General features: G+C 72.7%; 17 protein-coding genes. 11 read left to right on the forward strand and 6 right to left on the reverse strand.

Features of this window, described 5'->3' with window-relative positions; translation table 11 throughout:
* Entirely contained in the window at window positions 1–1,191 is a 1,191-nt protein-coding gene (locus Msi02_RS06295) for a cytochrome P450 (RefSeq protein ID WP_204047455.1), read from the reverse strand.
* 173 nt (window positions 1,192–1,364) lie between these two features.
* Between Msi02_RS06295 and Msi02_RS06300 the strand changes: the two genes are divergently transcribed.
* The 3 genes from Msi02_RS06300 to Msi02_RS06310 are packed head-to-tail and all read left to right on the forward strand — an operon-like array spanning window position 1,365 to window position 2,674.
* A complete protein-coding gene (locus Msi02_RS06300; RefSeq protein WP_079316606.1) occupies window positions 1,365–1,742 on the forward strand; it encodes a hypothetical protein in 378 nt (125 codons plus the stop codon).
* 49 nt (window positions 1,743–1,791) lie between these two features.
* On the forward strand, window positions 1,792–2,376 hold the full coding sequence (locus tag Msi02_RS06305) for an Rv1733c family protein (RefSeq protein ID WP_204047456.1): 585 nt from the start codon (window positions 1,792–1,794) through the stop codon (window positions 2,374–2,376).
* A 22-nt stretch (window positions 2,377–2,398) separates the two neighbouring features.
* Window positions 2,399–2,674 carry an iron-sulfur cluster assembly accessory protein gene (locus Msi02_RS06310; protein ID WP_079316608.1) on the forward strand — a complete coding sequence of 92 codons (276 nt, stop codon included), beginning with the start codon at window positions 2,399–2,401 and terminating at the stop codon, window positions 2,672–2,674.
* A gap of 3 nt (window positions 2,675–2,677) precedes the next feature.
* On the opposite strand, the gene Msi02_RS06315 is transcribed toward Msi02_RS06310, so the two are convergent.
* Window positions 2,678–2,980, reverse strand: a complete 303-nt coding sequence (locus Msi02_RS06315; RefSeq protein WP_204047457.1) for a hypothetical protein — start codon at window positions 2,978–2,980, stop codon at window positions 2,678–2,680.
* Between the two features lie 41 nt (window positions 2,981–3,021).
* Window positions 3,022–8,415: a non-ribosomal peptide synthetase/MFS transporter gene (locus Msi02_RS06320; RefSeq protein ID WP_204047458.1), complete on the reverse strand. Its 5,394-nt coding sequence runs from the start codon at window positions 8,413–8,415 to the stop codon at window positions 3,022–3,024.
* A 636-nt stretch (window positions 8,416–9,051) separates the two neighbouring features.
* On the opposite strand from Msi02_RS06320, the gene Msi02_RS06325 reads away from it, so the two are divergent.
* Genes Msi02_RS06325 through Msi02_RS06340 form a run of 4 tightly spaced genes read left to right on the forward strand, consistent with a single transcriptional unit; the run spans window position 9,052 to window position 14,269 of the window.
* Window positions 9,052–9,978 (forward strand): TauD/TfdA family dioxygenase, encoded by a 927-nt coding sequence (locus Msi02_RS06325; RefSeq protein ID WP_204047459.1) that lies wholly within the window; start codon window positions 9,052–9,054, stop codon window positions 9,976–9,978.
* 24 nt (window positions 9,979–10,002) lie between these two features.
* Entirely contained in the window at window positions 10,003–12,105 is a 2,103-nt protein-coding gene (locus Msi02_RS06330) for an HAD-IIIC family phosphatase (protein WP_204047460.1), read from the forward strand.
* Between the two features lie 5 nt (window positions 12,106–12,110).
* Complete coding sequence (locus Msi02_RS06335) at window positions 12,111–13,394, forward strand: glycosyltransferase (protein WP_204047461.1); 1,284 nt, start codon at window positions 12,111–12,113, stop codon at window positions 13,392–13,394.
* 50 nt (window positions 13,395–13,444) lie between these two features.
* Entirely contained in the window at window positions 13,445–14,269 is an 825-nt protein-coding gene (locus Msi02_RS06340; RefSeq protein ID WP_204047462.1) for an SDR family oxidoreductase, read from the forward strand.
* A gap of 6 nt (window positions 14,270–14,275) precedes the next feature.
* On the opposite strand, the gene Msi02_RS06345 is transcribed toward Msi02_RS06340, so the two are convergent.
* Window positions 14,276–14,803: a TetR/AcrR family transcriptional regulator C-terminal domain-containing protein gene (locus Msi02_RS06345; protein WP_204047463.1), complete on the reverse strand. Its 528-nt coding sequence runs from the start codon at window positions 14,801–14,803 to the stop codon at window positions 14,276–14,278.
* Window positions 14,804–14,860: 57 nt separating this feature from the next.
* On the opposite strand from Msi02_RS06345, the gene Msi02_RS44765 reads away from it, so the two are divergent.
* Both Msi02_RS44765 and Msi02_RS06355 read left to right on the forward strand, forming a co-directional pair.
* Window positions 14,861–15,565: an FAD-dependent monooxygenase gene (locus Msi02_RS44765; RefSeq protein WP_444543482.1), complete on the forward strand. Its 705-nt coding sequence runs from the start codon at window positions 14,861–14,863 to the stop codon at window positions 15,563–15,565.
* 67 nt (window positions 15,566–15,632) lie between these two features.
* Complete coding sequence (locus tag Msi02_RS06355) at window positions 15,633–16,895, forward strand: helix-turn-helix domain-containing protein (RefSeq protein WP_239108162.1); 1,263 nt, start codon at window positions 15,633–15,635, stop codon at window positions 16,893–16,895.
* Here Msi02_RS06355 and Msi02_RS06360 read toward each other — a convergent pair.
* On the reverse strand, window positions 16,888–18,042 hold the full coding sequence (locus Msi02_RS06360; RefSeq protein ID WP_239108163.1) for an NAD(P)/FAD-dependent oxidoreductase: 1,155 nt from the start codon (window positions 18,040–18,042) through the stop codon (window positions 16,888–16,890). The two genes, Msi02_RS06355 and Msi02_RS06360, sit on opposite strands and share 8 nt — an antisense overlap.
* Before the next feature lie 2 nt (window positions 18,043–18,044).
* A complete protein-coding gene (locus tag Msi02_RS06365) occupies window positions 18,045–19,310 on the reverse strand; it encodes a serine hydrolase domain-containing protein (protein WP_204047465.1) in 1,266 nt (421 codons plus the stop codon).
* Between the two features lie 166 nt (window positions 19,311–19,476).
* Between Msi02_RS06365 and adh the strand changes: the two genes are divergently transcribed.
* Window positions 19,477–21,000, forward strand: coding sequence for an aldehyde dehydrogenase (adh, locus tag Msi02_RS06370; protein WP_079316620.1), 1,524 nt, complete (start codon window positions 19,477–19,479; stop codon window positions 20,998–21,000).
* Window positions 21,000–21,380 (forward strand): DUF779 domain-containing protein, encoded by a 381-nt coding sequence (locus Msi02_RS06375; RefSeq protein WP_204047466.1) that lies wholly within the window; start codon window positions 21,000–21,002, stop codon window positions 21,378–21,380. Before adh ends, Msi02_RS06375 begins: the two co-directional genes overlap by 1 nt.
* Window positions 21,381–21,397: the final 17 nt, after the last annotated feature.

A 21,397-nucleotide genomic window follows, 5' to 3' on the forward strand; every position in this document is an offset into this window, starting at 1 on the left:
TCACCAGGTGAGCCACAGCTCCTCCGGCCCCCTGTGGATGAGCGTGGGGGCCATGACCACCGGCCGGTCCGCCGCGAGCCGCAGCCCGGGCATCCGCCGGGTGAGGATCTCCAGCGTGATCCGCACCTGTTCGCGCGCGAGTTGCGCCCCCGGACAGGAGTGCACGCCGTGCCCGAAGGCGAGATGGCGCCGGGCGCGCCGGGTGACGTCGAAGTCGCCGGGCCGGTCGTGCCTGGCCTCGTCCCTGTTGGCGGAGCCGTACGCGACCAGGACGGTGGCGCCTTCGGGCAGGTCGGTGCCCGCGAGCGTCACCGGCCGGGTGGTGACGCGGCGGAACGCCTGGACGGGGGCGTCGTGCCGGGCGGCCTCCTCGACCGCGTCGGGGATCAGTTCGGGCCGGGCGCACAGCAGCTCCCACTGCTCGCGATGCCGCAGCAGATGCAGCACCGCGGTGCAGATCAGGGCCGTCGTGGTCAGGTGACCGGCGATCAGCAGGTTCTGCAGGTTCGACACCAGCTCCGCCCGCTGCTCCCGCGTCAGCGGCCCGGCGCCCGGCGCGAGCGCCCGGACCATCTCGGTGCACAGGTCGTCGCGGGGGTCCTCCCGCCGGCTCCGCGCGTACTCGTCGATCAGGTGCTGCAGGGCGACGACCTCGCGGGCCGCGGCGATCCGCCCCTCCTCCCCGACCGGGAGGAAGAACAGCTCCTCGGCGCGGTAGCCGGCCTCCACCGCCAGGGGGACGTGCTCGGGGTCGAGGCCCAGCAGGCGCCCGATCACCTCCCCGGGCAGCCTCCTGGCGTACGCGCCGATCAACTCGACCGGCGAGGCGAAGGCGTCCACGAGTGACTCGGCGCGTTCCCGGATGAACGGCACGACCGCGGCGACCCGGGCGGGTGACAGCCCCCGGACGAGCGGGGCCCGGTAGCGCTGGTGCGCCGCCCCGTCGGAGGTGACCACGACGGGCGCGCCGCCGACGCCCTTCGCGAGTTCGGCGAGCACGGACGGCTCGGGGACGAAGTCGCCGCGCAGCGCGTTGGCCGAGGAGAAGACCTCCGGACTTCGCAGCACCTCGCGCACGTCGGCGTCCCTGGCGACCAGCCAGGCGTCCATCTCGGGAAGGAAGGTCAGCCCGGGAGTCTCGCGGGCCTTCGCGTAGACGGGGTAGGGGTCGCGAAGCAGCGCGTCGGACATGCGGGCCTCCCGTGATCGGAATCCGGTTCCTCCCGCCATACTGATCGGCTCCGGCCGGTACGTGAACGGTTCGCGGCGTACGACGCCGGATATCGGCTTCTCGTCGCCGATCTTCGAGTCCGGGCGTGGGATCCGCACCGCGGGGGGTAAGGACAGACCGGAAGGAGAAGGGCATGCCTGACCCTGCGGAAACGGAGCGGCTGCGCCAGGTCGTGGACGAGGTCTTCCACGACCGCCTCCGCGTGACGCGCCGCGACCTCTACTCCGCCGCCGCCGCGGACATCCACGTGCCGGCCGAGACCCTCGCCCTCCTGAACGAGATCGCCGAGGGCTCCTACAGCCGGCGGGAGATGCTGGAGGCGATCGAGGGGGCCGTACGGGACCGGGACGAGGCGGAGCGGGAGGCGCGGCGACCGGAGCAGATCACCGCGCTGGAGGACACGCCCGAGGCCGAGCATGCCATCGCCGACGACACCACGTTGAACGCGCTGATCCAGGAGTCCTCCGGCCCTCCGCCGGACGCGCCGCGGTTCCGGGAGCCGGGCGAGTGAGACGCCCCTGCGCACGAGAAGGCGCACGAGAAAGAGGAGGGGTGACGCGATGCGATCTGGCCCGGTGACGATGCGGGTGCGGCGCTACCTGCCCGACGGCAATCCGTTACGGCGCCGAACCGACCGCGTCGAGTCCGCGGTCGTGCTGACCTTCCTGATCCTGGCCGTGCTGAGCCTGGTCGCGGCGTTCGCCGTGGGCGCCGCCGTCTACCGCGGCGGCGTGGCCGAGGAGCGTTCCGGGCGGTGGGTGACGGCCACCGTCACGCGCGACGCGCCGGCGGCCACCTGGGTCGCGGTGGAGGGCACGGCCGCGCGGCTGCGCACGGGTGTCGCCTGGACGGCCCCGGACGGCCGTACGGTCACCGGGCAGGCGCCGGTCCCCTCGGCGGCCAAGGCCGGCACGCCCGTGCGGATCTGGCTGGACCGCGACGGCCGGCCGGGCGACGGCCCGCGGAGCCGGATCGACACGGTCGCCGACGGCGTCGCGTCCGGAACGGCCACGGCGGCGCTGTCGCTGACGGCCCTGCTGGCGTGCCTCGCTCTCGTCCGCCGCCGTCTCGACCACCACAGGTACGCCGCCTGGGACGCGGGATGGCTCGCGATGAACCGGCGGCGCAAGCCCGAGGACGCGTGAGCAGACACACAGGAGGCGCGTCGTGCTGACAGTCACCGACCACGCCGTTCAGGCGATCCGCGATCTGATGGTGGGGGAGTACCTCCCCGAGGAGGCGGGCCTGCGCATCGCGGCCAAGCCGGGGGAGCCCGCCTCGCTGGAGCTCTCGCTGGTGAGCGCGCCCTTCTCGGGCGATGAGGTGATCAAGAGGGCGGACGTGCGCGTCTTCCTCGACGCGCAGGTCGCCCAGGCCGTCGGCGGCAAGACACTGGACGCCGAGACCGGTCCCGGCGGCCGCCCGACCTTCCGTCTCACCTGAGAATCACTGGTCGCCCTCGTCCTCCTCGTCGCCGGGCGGCAGGCCGGTGCCCGCCACCGTGTCGGCGAGCTGGTCGTCGTCGAGCTCTCCGGTCGGCGGCTGCCCGAACGTTCCTCCTCCGGACGCGCCGCCGCCCGAGATTCCCTTGCCGCCGACGATGCCTGCCGCGTCCTGGTCCGCCTGCTCCACCGATCCCTGCCGGGTGGCCCGGATGCCCGGCGTCCGGTTCTTGAACCGCGGATCGTCCTGCGCGTTGGTCGCCAGCTCCTCGGCGAGCTGCTTCGGATTCATCTTCTTCTCGTCCATACGGGCCGCCGTACCCGGCGGCCCGTATGCCATTCACATGTTCACAGCTCGGATGGCACCCGCTGCGCCGGAACGCTCGCCTCCTGGCGGCTGCGCAGCGCCTCCAGGCCGACCAGGTCGTCGGGCTCGGCGTCCGGGGTCTCCTGGTCGAACCTCGCCAGGGCCGGGTGACGCAGGGCCAGCGTGATCGTGAGCGCGATGGCCAGGCCGCACACGACGTACAGCAGGCCGATGCCGCGGCCCCCGCCGACCCCGATCACCCTGCCGACCGTGCCGGCCAGCGGGCCGTCGGGCCGCATCAGCGGCTCGAAGACCAGCCCCACGAGCCAGGCCTGTACGGCCAGGCCGACCGGCTGGGTCGACAGCGCGAGCATCCGGTTGATCGCGATGACGCGGGCGTGGTAGCGCTGGGGCACCTTCGAGTGGATGATCGTCAGCCAGATGCCGTCGCTGATCGTCATCATCAGCGACATGCCGAAGGCCCCGACCGTGATGAGGACGAGCGACGGGCGCAGACCGGCGATCGCGCAGAAGATCCCCAGCACACCGGCGGCCGACAGCATGCCGAACATCCGGCGGTCGCGCGGGCCGCCCCACAGCGTGATGATCAGGCCGCCGCAGACCGCCCCGATCCCGGCGAGCAGCGCCACCCGCCCGGTGTCGGCCAGCTCCCCGACCGACAGCACCAGCGGCGAGATCATGATGAACCCGGTGAACAGGAAGAAGTTCACGATGAACATCGTGAAGGCCATGGCCCGCAAGCCCCGCCGCCGCAGCAGGTAGCGGAAGCCGTTGCGGATCTCGGCGGAGACCGTCTCGCGGCGCCGCCAGGCCATCGTGGCCGGGAAGCGCACGAGCAGGGTCACGGCGAACGCGATCGCGTAGCAGACCACGTTGGCGGTCAGGATGCCCTCGATGCCGATCAACGCGAGCACGGCGACGGAGAACAGCGGGACCATGAGCTGGGCCACGGCGTTGCCGAGCTGGACGACGCCGCCGACGTGGTGCAGGTAGTGCTTGGGCGCGAGCTGCGGACCGGCCGACTGCCAGGCCACCCGTTGCAGGGTCACCGATATCGACAGCACCACCAGCAGGCCGTACAGCACGGGCATGCTCAGCACGTCGCCCGCCATCAGCGCGAGCAGCGCGGCCTGCACGGCCAGCGACATGCCGTCGGCCGCCAGCATCGCCCGCTTGCGGTCGTACCGGTCGACGAGCGCGCCGATCAGCGGCGCGAGGACGAGCCCCGGCACCAGCCCGATGATGGCGAATAGCCCGAACTGCACCAGCGAGCCGCTCTTCAGGTACGCCCAGATCGGTACGGCGAACTCGGTCATCACGGCGCCGATCATGGAGACGATCTGACCCGTCGCCACCGTGAAGAACCGGCCGAGACTGGGCTGCGGCCCGGAGACGTCGGCCCGCCGGTCGGTGGACAGCGCCTGCCGCCACCACGTCGCCGGGTCGTCGGGCGGGCGCGGCCGCCACTCCCCGGGACTTTCGACGGCGGCGTGGGTGCTCGTGACGATCGCGGCCAGCTCCTCGGTGCGGTATCGGAGGAAGTAGTGGCCGGCCTCGGCCATCACGACCAGCGCCGTGGTCTCCGAGACGCAGTGCCAGTCGCGGTAGCGCTCCTGGTAGAAGTCGGTCAGCGCGTCGCGGTCGCCGACGATCGAGATCACCGGGGCGCGCAGCTGCGGGCTCTGCCGCTCCACGAGCTCGCTGAAGTAGTCCTCGCCGGCCCGGGCGTCCACGCGCATGGTGCGGATGATGTGGTCGACCTGCTCGGGGTCGAGGTCCTGCAGGTCGGCGCCCATCGCGCGGAGCCAGTTGGCGTGCGCGTTGGCGTTGTCCAGCGCCTTGCTGCGGAAGATCCGGCCGAGCAGGCCGTTGAGGCCCTTGGTGGGGGTGGCGAACGGGAAGCTGCCGCCCATGTAGACGGCCTCGACGCGCCGCCCGGCCGCCTCAAGCCGCCGCGCGATCTCGGCGGTCAGCGCGCTGCCGACGCAGTGGCCGTACAACGCGACAGGGCCGCGCACGCGGTCGAGCACCTCGTCGCAGACCCGCTGGGCGGCCTCGTGGAAGCCGATCGTGCTCTCCTCGACGCCCAGCTCATGGCCGGGCAGGGCGACCGCGAACAGCGAGTGGCCGTCCGGGAGCGCGTCGGCCAGCGGCTGGTAGACCATCGCGCTGGCCCCGCCGTACGGGATGCAGACCAGTGACAGCGTGGGCGCCTTGACCGGCCGGGTGAGCTCGACCAGCAGGCCGCGCGGGCCGTCCTCGGCTTCCTCGGGCGCCTGCCGGGCGGCGTCGATCAGCGCGGCCAGCTCCCGTACGGTGCGGTTGGCGATCGCGTCGAGCACGGTGACCTGGTAGCCGTCGGCGGGCAGCGCCTGGCGCAGCTTGGCGACCATGCGGATGAGCAGCAGCGAGTGGCCGCCGAGCGCGTTGAAGTCGCTGTCGATCGAGACGGCCTCGATGCCGAGGACCTCCCGCCAGACCCCGGCGACCACGATCTCGGTCTCGGTCGTCGGCTCGGCCAGGTCCTCGCCCACCTTGACCACCGGATCGGGCAGCGCCTTGCGGTCCACCTTGCCGTTGGCGTTGAGCGGGATGGTCTCCAGCGGCACGAACACCGACGGGACCATGTAGTCCGGCAGCCGTTCCGCGCAGTGGTCCGCGAGCTCGGATAACTCGGGACCTGTGGGGACGTAGTAGGCGACGAGCCGCTTGTCCTCGGACGTGAACGCGTGCACGGTGACGACCGCGTCGCGCACACCGGGGTGGTCGAGGACGGCCGCCCGCACCTCGTCCAGCTCGATGCGGTAGCCGCGGATCTTCACCTGGTCGTCGAACCGGCCGAGGAAGGCCACGTTCCCGTCGCGGGTCCAGGCCACCCGGTCGCCGGTGCGGTACATCCGGCCACCCCCGTCCCCGGAAAGAGGGGTGTACGGATCCGGCAGGAACCGCTCCTCGGTCAGGTCCGGCCGGTTCATGTAGCCGCGCGTCACGCCCACGCCGCCGACGTACAGCTCGCCCGGCACGCCGACCGGCTGCAGCCGCCGGTTGGCGTCCAGGACGTACATCCGCATGTTGGGCAGCGGGCGGCCGATCGGGACGACCTCCACGAGCTGGGCGTCCCGCACGGGATAGATGCACGTGCCGACCGACGCCTCGGTGGGACCGTACTCGTTGATCAGGCGGCCCGGGCCGAGCATCTCCAGCCACCGGTTGGCCATCGAGCCGGGCAGCGCCTCACCCGCCACGACGATCTTCCCGGCGAGCGCGGCGGCCTGCCGGGCGTCGATCTGGTGGCCGAGCACCTCCAGGTGTCCGGGGGTGCACTTGATGAAGCCGTACGGCCCGCCCGCCACCAGCAGCGCGCCCAGTTCGCCCATGTCGAAGTCCTGCGGCAGCACGGTGACGCGCCGGCCCGCGACGAGCGGCGCCCACAGGTTGGGCACCACCAGGTCGAACGCGACCGAGCCGAACAGCGGCGCGCCGCCGTCCCCCTGGGACGCCAGGTCCTCGACGGCCCACCAGACGTGGTTCACCAGCCCGCGGTGGGTGACCTGCACGCCCTTGGGCTTGCCCGTGGACCCCGACGTGAAGATCACATAGGCCAGCCGGTCGATGTCGTACGGCACATCGGCCGGATCGGCGGGCCGGCCGTCGAGCACCCCGCTGTCCACGTCCACGACCTCGGGGCCGTCGAACAGGTGCGCGTAGCCCGCTGAGGTCAGGACCAGCGGGGTCGCGGCGATCGACAGCATGTCGCGGACGCGCTGCGCGGGGAACTTGGGATCCATCGGCAGGTAGGCCGCGCCCGCCTTCCACACGCCCAGCAGGCAGGCGATCAGGTCCGGGCTCCGGTCGAGCAGCACGCCCACCGTGTCCTCCGGGCCGATGCCCCGCTCGCGCAGCAGGTGGGCGACCTGGTTGGCGCGGGCGTGCAGCTCGGCGTACGTGGTCGTGCGGCCCTCGAAGGAGACCGCCACCGCGCCGGAGTCCGCGTGGCGCTCCAGTAGCTCGGGCAGGGCCACGTCCGGGTAGGGCCGGGCCGAGTCGTTCCAGGCGCCCAGCACCACGTCGCGCTCGGCGTCGGTGAGCAGCTCCAGGTCGGCCAGCGGGGTGTCGGGGGCGGCGGCGATCCGCTCGGCCAGCGCCCGGTAGTGCCCGGCCATCCGGACGACGGAGTCCGCGTCGAACCGGTCCTTCTGGTAGGTCAGGTAGAGCTCGGGGTCGTCCGTGCCGTTCAGGTGCACCAGCAGCGCGAGATCGTAGGTGAAGTCGTCGACCTCGTGCTCCCACACCGACGCTTCGAGCCCGGGCCAGCGCCCGCGCTGGTCGCGGAAGACGCGCAGCGAGAAGCCGACGGTCGACAGCGAGAAGTTGCGGGCGTCCCGGTCGCTCAGCGCCCCGGCCAGCTCGGAGAACGGCAGGTGGTTGGCGAGCGCCTCGCCCAGCCTGCGCCGCACCCCGGCCGCCGCCTCCCGGAAGGAGGGGTTGCCCGACAGGTCGGCGCGCAGCGGCAGGGCGTTGACGAAGCAGCCCAGCACGGGTTCGAGCTCCACCCGGCGCCGGCCGCCGTCCACCGTGGCGATCGTCAGGTCGCCCTGCCCGGTGTAGCGCGCGAGCAGCATCGAGAAGACGGTGAGCAGGGCCACGAACGGCGTGGTCCCGGGGCCGCCGGCCTCCCGCAGCGCCCGCAGGACCTCGTCCGGCAGCGTGAACAGGTGGCAGTCGCTCCGGTTGCCCTCGGTGGCGGCCTGGCCGTCCCGCGCGATGGGAAGCTCCACCGCGCTCGCGCCGTCGAGCCGTTCGCGCCAGTACGCGAGCCGCCGCTCGCGCTGCTCGCCGGTCAGCTCACGCCGCGACCAGGCCGCGTAGTCGGCGTACTGGAGCGGGGGCGTGCCCACCTCCGGGGGACGGCCCTCGTGGGCGGTCGCGTACACGCTGGTCAGCTCGTCCACGATGATGCCGACCGACCACCCGTCGCACGCGATGTGGTGGCAGACGAACATCAGCACGTGGTCCTCGTCGGCCAGCCGGACCAGCGTCGTACGGTGGACCGGCCCGGTCTCCAGGTCGAAGCGTTCGACGGCGGCCCTGCACGTGATCTCGCGGGCCCGCTGCTCCCGCTCGGCCTCCGGCAGGTCCCGCAGGTCGACGACGTCGAGCGGCGCCGGCCCGGGGTCGAGGACGATCTGCCGGGGCTCGTGCCCGTCGCCCTCGTAGACCGTACGCAGGATCTCGTGGCGTTCGACCAGGCTGTCCAGGGCGACGGTCAGGGCCCGGGTGTCGAGCGGGCCGGTGAGCCGCAGGCCGATCGTGGCGTTCGGCGCCGGGGCGCCCTCGGCGAAGCGGGCGCCGAGCCACATCTGGGTCTGCTCGTAGGAGCAGGGGGCGGGTCCCCCGCCGCGCGGAGTGATCACGTTCGCGGCGGCCGCCCTCGCGGCTCTGGCGGCGAGGAGCCGGCGCAGCGCCTCCTGCCTGCGTGGGGAAAGCGACGCTATTAGAAGCTCGTTGTCAGTCGTCGGCGTTATCGTCACCGAGCGTTCTCCTCTCTGCGCAAACAATGCGCAGGACCAGCTGACCACGCAGAAAAGTGGTTGAACCAGAAAACGCTTGATCGTTGATTCCGCAGGACCTCGCCGCGTATCTCGCCGCCTATCTCGCCGTGTTCGAGCCGAGATGCATGGGAGCGCTCCCACGAAAGTGATTATTTTACGATACGGGACGCACGCTGGGTGACGCAAGCCTCACTTTGACCTGCGGTCGAGCGCGAAGAGTATGGGGAAATCGACCTTCCGTCATCGCCTGGGGGTGGCGAAACATGAGTGGTCGTCGGCATTGCCGGCGGACACAGGCGTATGTCGGATAATTTGACTGGCGACGTCGGGATAAACCGGATGAAACATGTTTCTTGCGCGTGACCCGATTCGGGTTCTATGTTGGCCGCCGGAATCTCTTTCCGCAGGGGCGCCGCCTATTCGAGGGCCCGCCTGCCTCCTTGATTCGACTTTTCCCCGTGCTCGGCCGCGGCCGGATCCCGCGCAGAAGGAGGACGCATGGACGACTTCTGGAAGCCCCTGGAAATAACCCCGGACGGCTCCGCCGCCACACCCGGCGGACTGGTGGAACGGCTGCGCGAAACGAACGTGGGCGACCTGCTGGTCCGCGAGAAGGCGCTCGTCTTCCGGGGGTTCGGCGTCACACCCGAGACCCTCGATCCCGTCATGGACATGCTGCTGCCCAACCGGCTGGCGTACGTGCACGGCAACTCGCCCCGCACCAAGGTGGGCGGCAACGTCTACACCTCGACCGAGTACCCGCCCGAGTACACGATCTCCATGCACAACGAGTTGTCGTACTCCGCCACCTGGCCCTCGCGGCTGCTGTTCTACTGCGAGAAGGCGGCCGAGAGCGGCGGCGCCACCCCCGTCGTGGACGGCGTGCGCTGGCTGGAGTCGCTCGACGACGAGGTCAGGGAGGCCTTCGCCAAGGGCGTGCGCTACACGCAGAACCTGCACGCCGGCCGGGGGCTCGGCAAGAGCTGGCAGGAGACGTTCGAAACCGAGGACCGCGACGAGGTGGCCGGGTTCCTCGACCGCATCGGCGCGGACTGGCAGTGGCGGCCCGACGGCGGCGTACGGATCTCCCAGGTCAGGCCCGCCACCACCCGGCACCCCGTGACCGGCGCCGAGGTGTGGTTCAACCAGGCCGACCAGTGGCACCCCGCGTCGCTGGGCGACGAGGCCGCCGCCATGCTGGCCGAACTCATGCCGCCGGAGGAGCTGCCGCAGTCGGTGACGTTCCCGGACGGCGCCCCGATCCCCGGCGAGTACGTGATCCAGGTGCGCGACCGGGGCCTGGACAACGCGGTGGACGTCGACTGGCGGGAGGGCGACCTGCTGTTGATCGACAACGTGCTGGTCGGGCACGGCCGCAGGCCCTTCACCGGCTCCCGCCGCATCCTCGTCGCCATGTCCGACTGACCGCGCTCTCGGAAGGGAAACGCCGTGAACAAGATCGGGCTCGGGGTCGCCGCGACCTTCACCGCCGAGCCGCTCGGGGACGCCCTGCGGTTCTGGCTCGCGGAACTGGACATCGAGGGAGACGCCGAGAAGGACGTCGCCTTCGCTCCGTACGGCCAGGTCTTCCCCTCGCTCCTCGATCCGGGCAGCGTGCTCGGCCGGGCCGAGGCCGCCGTCGTGCTGGTCCGGGCCGAGGACCTGGTTGCCGAGGACCTGGTTGCCGGGGATTCGGCCGCCGGGCGGGACGGGCTCGGCGAGGTGGAGGCCGTGGCCACCGACCTCGCCGCCGCGCTGCGTACCTCGGCCCGCGCGTCCGGCAGGCCCCACGTGCTCGTCGTCTGTCCTCCCTCGCCCGAGCACGGCTCGCCCGAGGCCCACGGGCGTCTCACGTCCCGGCTGGTCCAGGCGTTCGAGGGCGACCGGGCGGTCTGCGTGCTCGCCTCCGCCGAGCCGTACGAGCCGGCGCCGGAGGCCGTCCACGACGCCTTCGCCGACCGGACCGGCAACGTGCCCTACACCGACCGCTACTTCGCCGCGCTGGCCACCGCGGTCACCCGCCGCCTGCACGCCATGACCACCCCGCGTCCCAAGGTCGTCGCCGTGGACTGCGACGGCACGCTCTGGGACGGCGTGGTCGGCGAGGACGGCCCCGACGGCGTGGTCATCGGCCCCGAGCGGATGGAGGTCTGGCGGGAGCTGGCCCGCCAGGTCGCCGCGGGCAGGCTGCTGTGCCTGTGCAGCAAGAACGAGGAGAAGGACGTCCGCGAGGTGTTCGCGCGGCATCCGGAGCTGCCGGTCGGCCTGGACGACGTCGCCGCGATGCGCGTCGGGTGGGAGGCCAAGTCGCAGGCGCTGCGCGCGCTCGCCGCCGAGCTCGACCTCGGGCTCGACTCCTTCGTCTTCCTCGACGACAGCCCGGTCGAGTGCGCCGAGGTCCGGGCCGGCTGCCCCGAGGTGCTGACCCTCCGGCTCCCGGCTGGCGCCGCGGAGGCGGCCGCCTTCCTGCGGCACTGCTGGCCCCTCGACCTGGCCGCGGTCACCGAGGCCGACCGCGAGCGCACCCGGCGCTACCAGGAGGAACGGCGGCGCGAGCACGCCAGGGGCGAGATGTCCCTGGCCGACTTCTTCGCCACGCTCGATCTGCGGGTGACCATCACTCCGGCCGGTGCCGAGCACGAGGCCCGGGCCGCTCAGCTCGCCGAGCGGACCAACCAGTTCAACCTCTCCGGGGCGCGCCGCCTGGACGGCGACGAGAAGTTCGTCGTGGACGTCCGGGACCGCTTCGGGGACTACGGCGTCGTCGGCCTCACCGACGTACGGACGGAGGGGGACACGCTGCGCGCCGGCGCGTTCCTGCTGAGCTGCCGGGCGCTCGGGCGCGGGGTGGAGCACCGCATGCTCGCGCACCTGGGGGCGCTCGCGCGGGAGCGCGGACTGGCCCGGGTCGCCCTGGCCTTCCGGGCGACCGAGCGCAACCGACCGGCCAGGGACTTCCTCGCCGCCCTGCCCGCCACGGTGGAGCCGTACGGCGAGGAGGCGGCCTGGTACGTCCTCGACGCGGGCGACGCGGCGGCCGTCGTCCACGCGCCGGGCCCTGCTGAGGAGAGGGCAGCGGGGCCCGCCCGGACCACACAGGCCACCGAACCGGCGGCCGCTCCCGCGGGCTGGGCGGCCGTCGAACGGATCGCGACCCGGCTGACCGGCGCCGACGCGATCCTCGACGCCATGCGGGCCGCCCGCCCCGTGGCGGAGGTGGCCGGAGCGAGCCCTGTCGAGGCGACCGTCATGCGGATGTGGGCCGAGCTGCTCGACGCGGCGCCGGCCTCGGTGAGCGACGGCTTCTTCCAATTGGGCGGCCACTCGCTGCGGCTGGTGCAGTTCATGGCGCGGGTGCGTGCGGAGTTCGGCGTCGAGCTGCCCTTCGACACGCTCTACACCACCTCGTTCACCGTCGCCGAGGTCGCCAAGGCGATCGAGGAGCGGCAGCTCGCCGACACCGACGAGGAGGAGCTGGCCGGGCTGCTCGACGAGCTCGCGGGCCTGTCGGACGAGGAGATCGACGCGCTGCTCGACTCCGGGAACGGCTGATCCGCATGGCCACGATGCTGCTGAGCACCCACGGCACCAACGGCGACGTGCTCCCGTTCGTACGGATCGGGCGCGAGCTGGCGGAGCGCGGCCACGACGTCATCGTGATGACGCACTCCTGGTTCGCCGACCGGATCGAGGCCGCGGGTCTCCGGCACCTGCCGATCGACACGGCGGAGGGCTACGACCGGCACCTGGACGACGCCAGGCGCTACATGCTCGATCCCCTGAAAGACCCCGACGGCGTGCTCGCGCTCTACCGGCGCAACGGCCTGTTCGAGCTGCTCGCCGACGAGGTCCGCATGATCGAGGCGCACTACCGGCCGGGGGAGACGGTGGTGGTCGCCCGGCACACCTCGGGCATCGCCGCGCTGATGGCCGCCGAACTGCGCGGGGTCCCGGTGGCGCTGGTGTCCGTCACGCCCCACCAGTACGTCTCGCTGCCGGTGCTCGGGAACCTCTTCCGGCGCGTGCTCGGGCAGGGGTACGACGAGGTCTTCCGGGCGTTCGGCCTGCGCCCGGTCCGCGACTGGGCCGCCTATCTGACGAGCGTCAAGACCCAGCTCGCGCTGTGGCCGGAATGGTTCGACGCGGCGGGCCAGCCGGCGCCGGAGCACGTCGTCCGCTGCGGGTTCGTGCTCGGGGACACGGCGGAGGGGCCGGTCCCCGACTGGGCCGAGCCGCCCGTGCTGATCACCGGTGGCACCGGGCAGGTGCTGCACGATCGGTTCTACGACGTGGCGGCCCGGGCGTGCCGGCGCATCGGGAGGAAGGCCCTGCTGGTGAACCGGCACCCGTCGTTCCTTCCCGAGTCGCTGCCCGACGGGGTGGAGTGGGTGCCTTCGGCGCCGTTCGCCTCGGTCATGCCCCATGTCGCCGCGGTCGTCCATCACGGCGGGATCGGCACGCTCGCCAGGGCGCTGTCGTCGGCTACCCCGCAGGTGCTGCTCGCGCACGGCGTCGACCGTCCGGACAACGCCGAGCGGCTGGACCGCGCGGGTGTCGCGGAGTGGCTGCCGGTGTCGCGCTGGGACGAGGACCGGGCGGCCGCCCTGCTGGTCCGGGCCCTGGACTCCGCGGCCGGCGGCGGATATCGGGAGCGGATCGCGGCGCTCGCGGCCGACGCCGCGTCGGGGAACGCCGTGCGCGTCGTGGCCGAGCACGCCGAGGCGCTGATCGGCACCGACGCGGTCATGACGCGGCCGGATCCGCGCGAGCGGCTTGCGCGTCTCACCCCGGAGCAGCGCACCCGCCTGGCCGCCATGGCGCGCGCCCGCCGGGGCGTGTGAAGGAGGGACTCCCGGGTACGCCGAGTTGCCGTACCGACGGAGGGGGACCCATGGGCGGCACGGTGGCGCCGATCTCGCGCTTCGACTACGACAAGGTGGCGATCGTCACCGGGGGCGACTCGGGGATCGGGCGGGCGACCGCGGTGACGCTCGCCGCCCAGGGCTTCGACGTCGGCGTCACCTATCACCGGGACGAGAAGGGCGCGCGGGAGACCGCGGAGCAGGTAGAGGTGCGGGGGCGCCGGGCCGCGGTGCGGCGGCACGACCTGACCGACCCGGTGGCCGCGGCGGAGGTGATCGACGAGCTCGCCGACGAGCTGGGCGGCCTCGGCGTGCTGGTGAACAACGCCGGCACCGGCACGGCCGAGCCGCTGCTGGAGATCGACTACGACCGGTGGCGGTCGGTCCTCGCGGTCGACCTCGACGGGCCGTTCCTGTGCTCGCAGCGGGCCGCCCGCCGGATGATCGAACGCGGTGCAGGCGGCCGGATCGTCAACGTGACCAGCGTCCACGAGGAGTACCCCCGTCTCGGCGCCGGGCCCTACTGCGCAGCCAAGGGCGGCCTGCGGATGCTGAGCCGCACGCTCGCGATGGAGCTGGCCAGGCACGGCATCACGGTCAACACCGTGGCCCCCGGGGAGATCGCGACTCCCATGACCGGGCAGGAGGACCAGCCGCCCCGGCCCGACACCCGGCCCGGCTACCCGCTCGGCCGTCCGGGCGACGCCCGCGAGGTCGCCGCCGTCATCGCCTTCCTGGCCGGGCCGACCGCGTCGTACGTCACCGGCGCGTCGCTGTTCGTGGACGGCGGGCTCGGCCTGATGGGCCCGCAGGCCGCCGGCGACATCGACAAGGACATCTGGGCGAGCGCCTGACGCCCGTCACGCTTCGGGCAGGGCGGCGGCCAGGCCGTCGAGCACCTGCCGCAGCCCGTACGCGAAGAGCCTCTCGTTCTGGTCGGCACGGTGCGGTCCCTCGGCCTCCACCATGATCCGGATCAGCGTGGGGTGGGCGCCCGAGGCGATGATCGAGTCGCCGTACGCGCCCTGGGCGGCCAGCCACGTCTTCGCGTCGTAACCGGCGGCCCGCTGCGCGACCTCGTACGCCACCGAACCGTGCACGAAGATCTGGATCGTGCTCACGGCGGCCAGCATCGCGTCGGGGCCGAGGCCGAGCCCGTCGACCGCGCGCAGCCACGCCTCCAGCCAGCGCAGGCTGCCCGGGCCGAGACCGGGCCGCGCCGCCGCGGCGGCCGGAAACCAGGGACGGCGCAGCATGAGCGCGCGCGAGATCCGGCGGGGGTGCCCCCTCACCGGATTCGACGCGGGCGACGACGGGGTGACCGTCACCACGCCGGCCGGGCGGATCCGGGCGGGCTGGCTGGCCGGGTGTGACGGCGGCCGGAGCATGGTCCTCCGCCCGCCGACAGGAGCGCGCCGATCACCGCGGAGGAGATCGCCGACTGCCTGCGCCGGGTCGCGGGGATCGACCCGGGCATCGTCTCGGTGCGCACCGGCACCAGGTACACCGACGCCACCCGGCAGGCCGCCACCTATCGGGCGGGCCGGGTTCTGCTGGCGGGCGACGCCGCGCACATCCATTCGCCTGCGGGCGGACAGGGCCTCAACCTCGGCATCGGCGACGCGATAAACCTCGGCTGGAAGCTCGCCGCCACCGTACGCGGATGGGCGCCCGAGGGGCTGCTCGACACCTATACCGAAGAACGCCATCCGGTCGGCGCATGGGTGCAGGGCTGGAGCGACGCCCAGACCGCGCTCGGCCGTCCCGACGCCCGCACGGCGGCGCTGCGGGCCGTGGTCGCCGACCTGCTCGACACCGTGCCCGGCGCGACGTACGTGATGAAGCAGATCTCCGGTGTCGGGCGGCTGCGCGGCCGCGTGGCGCCCGATCTCGTGCTCGACGACGGCAGCCTCCTCGCGGGCCACTGCCGCACCGCCCGCTTCCTGCTCGTCACGCGGGACCCCGGGCTCGCCGCGCGCGCCGAGGGCTTCGCCGACCGTCTCACCGTGCTCCCAGGCCCGGACATGCTCGTCCGCCCGGACGGGTACGTCGCGTGGGCCGGCGAGCCGCCCGCGGACCCGTTCACGCGGTGGCTCGGGCTGAAAGGGCTCGGGCTGAGAGGGCTCGGGCTGAAAGGGCTCGGTGGCTGAGGGGCCTTGTCGCGCGGCCCGGGCGTGGGTGACGATGGCGCCTGAAGACGCGGAGAGTGAGGGCGCCGTGACCAATCCATGGCTCGCGCTTGAGTCCGGGGCCGACGCGGCGGAGCGCACGGGTGAGCTGCGCCGCGCCCATGAGCGCTTCCTGTCGGCCGGGGCGATCGACGGACCGGTACGTTCCCTCGTCGCCGACTCGTGGCGGCGCTCGGCCCGGGCCGTGGACCCGGACGCGCTCGCGCCGCTGGAACTCACCGACGCCGAACTCGAGGAGTATCGCAACGCGCACCCGCTGGCCCAGGTGCTGCCGCTGTTCCGCGACCTGCTGGGCGGCATCGCCGACGACGGGCGGCATCTGCTCGCGGTGTGCGACGCGGCCGGCCGGCTGCTGTGGGTCGAGGGGCATCGCGGGGCGCGGGCGCGGGCCGAGCGGATGAACTTCGTCGCCGGAGCCCGATGGGACGAGTCCCACGCGGGCACCAACGCCCCCGGCGTCGCGCTCGCGGTCGACCATCCGGTGCAGATCTTCGCGGCCGAGCACTTCGCCGTACCGGTGCAGCCGTGGACCTGCGCCGCCGCGCCGATCCACGACCCGCACACCGGCCGCCTGCTCGGCGCGGTCGACGTCACCGGTGGCGACAACCTGGCCAGCCCGTACAGCCTGGCCCTCGTGCAGGCGGCTGCCCGCGCCGCCGAGGCTCACCTCGCGACACTTCCGGCTCCGGCGCTCGCGCCCGCCGTGACGCTCACGGCCCTGGGCCGGGACGACGCCGTGCTCAGCGAGGGCCCGCGCCGCATCAGGCTGGGCCCCAGGCACAGCGAGATCGTCGTGCTGCTGGCCTGCCATCCCGAGGGCCTGGGCAGCGACCAGCTCAGCGCGGAGCTGTACGGCGACCGCATGCTGAACCCCGTCACGCTCCGCGCGGAGCTGTCCCGGCTGCGTCATCGGCTCGGCCCGCTGCTCGACTCCCGTCCGTACCGGTTGCGGGTGCCGGTGCGGGCCGACTTCCAGGAGCTCGCCGAGCACCTGGCCGCCGCGGACGCCGGCGCCGCGCTGCGGGCCTATCGGGGGCCGCTCCTGCCCGGCTCCGACGCGCCCGGCGTCGTCTGGCAGCGCCGCCTGCTGGACGACGGCGTACGCGACCTGCTGGTGGCCCGGCGCGACCCCGCGCTGCTCGAACGGTGGACGCGCGCGCCGTGGGGGAGGGACGACATCGTCGCCTGGCAGGCGCTGCTGGCCGCGCTGCCCGCCGGATCCCCGGCCCGGGCGAGGGCCGCCCGGCGGGTGCGGGACCTCGACGCGGAGTACGGCCTGCCGTTCAGGTGAGATTCGTGAGCCAGCGGAGGGCGACCGCCGCCGCCAGGCGGGGCGGCACGGTGCCCGCTCCGAGCCCCACGTCGACGAGCAGGTCGAACACCTCGGTGCGGCGCGCGGCGACGGCGATCGCCGCGTCAATGAAGCCGGGGGAGCGGGCGGCCAGGGCGAGCGCGTCGGTGGTGCGCAGGTGCCGCCCGAGCGCCCGGCGCAGCCCGCGCCGGTAGGCCCGCAGCGGGTCGTCCGGCGAACCGATCGCCGCCTCGGCGGCCAGCCGCCCCGACAGCAGTGCGTAGTAGATGCCCTCGCCGGTCAGCGGGTTGACGAGGCTCGCCGCGTCGCCCGCCAGCAGCACCCGGCCCGCCCCCGGCACCGGCCGCCCGCTCGACAGCGGCAGGTGATGGGCCCGCAGGTCGCGGACGGGTGACCTGATCTCGCCCAGCAGGGGCAGGAGCCGGGCCAGCCGCCCGTGCAGGATCTCGCGCCCCGGCCGGCCGTCTTCTCTCAGCATGGGCAGCAGCAGGCCGTAGCCGACGTTGGCCGTGCCGTCGCCCACCGGGAACGACCAGGCATAGGCCGGCCAGGCCTCGCTCTGCATGACGATGACCTGCTCGTCGTCGTCCGGCGGCACGTCGGCGTACCCGCGCACCGCGATGGCGGTGTGCCGGTCCGGGCTCGGCGGGACGCCGATCAGCCGCCGTACGGCCGAGTTGGCGCCGTCGGCGGCGACGACCGTGCGGGCGACCAGATGGCCGTCGATCACGACGTGCTCGCCGAGGGCGGTCAGCGTACGCACCCGGTGGCGGCGGACCTCCACGCCCCGCGCCCGCGCCGCCTCGACCAGCCGGGCGTCGAAGACCCGGCGGGGGACCACGTGGTTGGGCCGCGCGACGACGGCCGAGACGCGGGCTCCGCCGGGTGACGTCACCGACAGCCGCGGCGTCGGCCGGTGGTCGTCGAGCAGACCGGGCAGCCCGAGCAGCGCGAGCTCCTGCCGTGCGTGCGCCGCGATGCCGTCGCCGCAGGCCTTGTCGCGCGGGAAGGCCGCCCGGTCGAGCAGCAGCACCCGGCGCCCGGGGTCGAGCTGCCTGGCCCGCAGCGCGGCGGCCGAGCCCGCCGGCCCGGCGCCGACCACCACCAGGTCCCAGACGTCGCTCACATTTACAGACCGTACGTGGAGAAGAGGTTGGTGGTGGGCCAGGACTTCACCGAGTTCGCGGCGGTGTGGAGAAGGGAGTCGATGTCCCCGTAGTTCAGCCCCGAGGCGTCGTCGCGCTGGTCGAACAGCACCACCCAGCTCAGCCCGTCGTAGCGCCGGACCATGAGCGTGGAGGTGCCGGCCAGCGATCCCGTGTGCCAGGTGTTGCGGCCCCCGGTGACCGGGCGGACCTGCCAGCCGAGGCCGTAGTACCAGCCGTCGGAGTTGATCCCGATCGACGGCTTGGCGAACGCCTTGGAGATCGACGCCGAGGTCAGCACGCCGGCCGCGTCGAAGAGGGTGGTGAACTTGGCCAGGTCGACGGCCGTGGCGAGCCATCCGCCGTGGGCGGCCATGTTATCGAGGTTGAACCCGCCGTACGGGAAGGGCACCACGGAGTTGGAGGTGTCGATCACGCTCTTGCCGGTGTACTGGGAGAAGTACGGCACCTCGCCCGATTTGCGGAGGCTCTTCGCGGTCCTGCCGAGCACCATCCGCTTGATCTTGAGGGGCGTCAGTACCTTGCTCTGGACGTAGCTCGCGTACGAGACCCCACTCGCCTTCTCGATGATCTTCTGCAGGAGGAGGTATCCGTAGTTCGAGTACGCGTACGTCGTCCCGGGGGCGTGGTCGAGCTTGAGGCCGGACGTGTGTTTGATGATCTGCGCCTGCGTGATCGGCAGCGGGACGCCGAGCGCCGTCGCGATGACCCGGTCCTTGAACATCGGGTCGCCCGAGATCTCGGAATCCCACCCGCCGAGGTGCTGCAGCAGGTGGGTCACGGTGACGTTGGCGAGGCGCGGGTCGGCGGTCGTGCTCAGCCCCAGCAGGGGCGCGACCTTGGCCGAGAGGCTGAGCTTGCCGTCCTGCGCCAGCTTCAAGACCGCGGCGGCGGTGACCGGCTTGCTCAGGCTCGCGACGCGGAACAGCGAGGTGGGCCCGGCCGCGAACGAGGTGTCCGCCGTCCAGTTGTAGCCCCGGGCGAGCACGAGCTTGCCCTTGCGGACCACGGCGAGGGACGCGTGCGGGATCGTCCGTGCCTGCATGAAGCGCTTCAGCGTGTCGTCGAAGGGCTTGAGCGACGTCGCGCTGCGGCCGGTGACGCTCCACACGCGGGCCGCCGCGCTCGCCGGGGACGCGGGCAGCCCGGCGGCCAGCCCGGCCGTCGCGCCGCCCGCCAGCAGGCGCAGGGCGGCCCTGCGGGAGACGGAAAACGTTTCCGAAGTCATGTCGCGTGATTTTAGGGGAGATTTGACCGTTCATGACCGCTGCTTTGACGGTGCCGCCCTGAGGCTGTGTGCGAAACGTCTGGAACATGGACGCAACGTGTCGGCAACGTGCCCGCGACTAACGTCCGGGGCGTCAGACCCACACCCTGTCCGGGAGGTCCATCTCATGACCCGTTACGCCGCGCCGGGACAGCCGGACGCCCTCATGGCGTACGAGCAGCGTTACGACCACTGGATCGGCGGCGAGTACGTCCCGCCGCAGCGGGGGCAGTACTTCGAGAACCCCACGCCGGTGACCGGTCAGACCTTCACCGAGGTCGCGCGCGGCACGGCCGAGGACGTCGAGCGCGCGCTGGACGCCGCGCACGGCGCCGCCCCCGCCTGGGGCCGTACGTCCACGACCGAGCGGGCGAACATCCTCAACCGGATCGCCGACCGCATGGAGCAGAACCTGGAGCGGCTCGCCGTCGCCGAGACCTGGGAGAACGGCAAGCCGATCCGGGAGACGCTGGCCGCCGACATCCCGCTGGCCATCGACCACTTCCGCTACTTCGCGGGGGCGATCAGGGCCCAGGAGGGCAGCCTGTCGGAGATCGACGCGGACACCGTCGCCTACCACTTCCACGAGCCGCTCGGCGTCGTCGCGCAGATCATCCCGTGGAACTTCCCGATTCTCATGGCCGCCTGGAAGCTCGCGCCGGCGCTGGCCGCCGGTAACGCCGTGGTCCTGAAGCCGGCCGAGCAGACCCCGGCGTCGATCCACTACTGGATGAGCCTGGTGGCCGACCTCCTCCCGCCGGGCGTCCTCAACATCGTCAACGGATTCGGCGTCGAGGCCGGCAAGCCGCTGGCCTCCAGCGCGCGGGTCGCGAAGGTGGCGTTCACCGGGGAGACCACCACCGGGCGGCTGATCATGCAGTACGCCAGCGAGAACATCAAGCCGGTCACGCTGGAGCTCGGCGGCAAGAGCCCCAACATCTTCTTCGACGACGTGTCCTCCGCCGACGACGAGTTCTTCGACAAGGCGCTGGAGGGCTTCACGATGTTCGCGCTCAACCAGGGGGAGGTGTGCACCTGCCCCTCCCGGGCCCTCATCCAGCAGGGCCACTACCAGCGGTTCCTCGAGGCCGCGGTCGAGCGTACGGAGAAGATCGTCCGCGGGCACCCGCTGGACCAGGCCACCATGGTCGGCGCCCAGGCGTCCAACGACCAGCTGGAGAAGATCCTGTCCTACCTCGACATCGGCCGGCAGGAGGGCGCCAAGGTGCTCACCGGCGGGCACCGCGCCGACCTCGGCGGCGAGCTGTCGGGCGGCTACTACGTCGAGCCGACGATCTTCGAGGGCGCCAACCACATGCGGGTGTTCCAGGAGGAGATCTTCGGGCCGGTGGTCTCGGTGACCTCGTTCACCGACTTCGACGACGCCATCAAGATCGCCAACGACACGTTGTACGGCCTCGGGGCGGGCGTGTGGACCAGGGACGTCAACAAGGCGTACCGGGCCGGCCGGGCCATCCAGGCCGGGCGTGTGTGGACGAACTGCTACCACGCCTACCCCGCCCACGCCGCCTTCGGCGGCTACAAGCAGTCGGGCATCGGCAGGGAGACGCACAAGATGATGCTCGACCACTACCAGCAGACCAAGAACCTGCTGGTCAGCTACTCGCCCTCGAAGCTCGGCTTCTTCTGATGCCCGAGGTGTCCCGCGTGGACCTCACCCCCGCGGCCGCCGACCTCATCCGGCGGCTGCGGGCGGCCCACGGCCCGCTGATGTTCCACCAGTCCGGCGGCTGCTGCGACGGCAGCGCCCCCATGTGCTACCTGGAGGGCGAGTTCCGCACCGGCTCCTCCGACGTGCTGCTCGCCTCGCTGACCGTCGAGGGCGTCGACGAGCCGGTCACGTTCTGGATGTCGGCGAGCCAGTTCGAGCGCTGGCGGCACACCCACCTGACCGTGGACGTCGTCCCCGGCCGGGGCAGCGGCTTCTCCCTTGAGGCGCCCGAGGGCGTGCGTTTCCTGATCCGTTCCCGCCTGCTCACCGACGCCGAACGCGCCGTCCTCGACGGCTGACCGGCCTCTCGAAGAGA

The sequence above is a fragment of the Microbispora siamensis genome, assembly GCF_016863095.1.
GTDB classification, from domain to species: Bacteria; Actinomycetota; Actinomycetes; order Streptosporangiales; family Streptosporangiaceae; genus Microbispora; species Microbispora siamensis.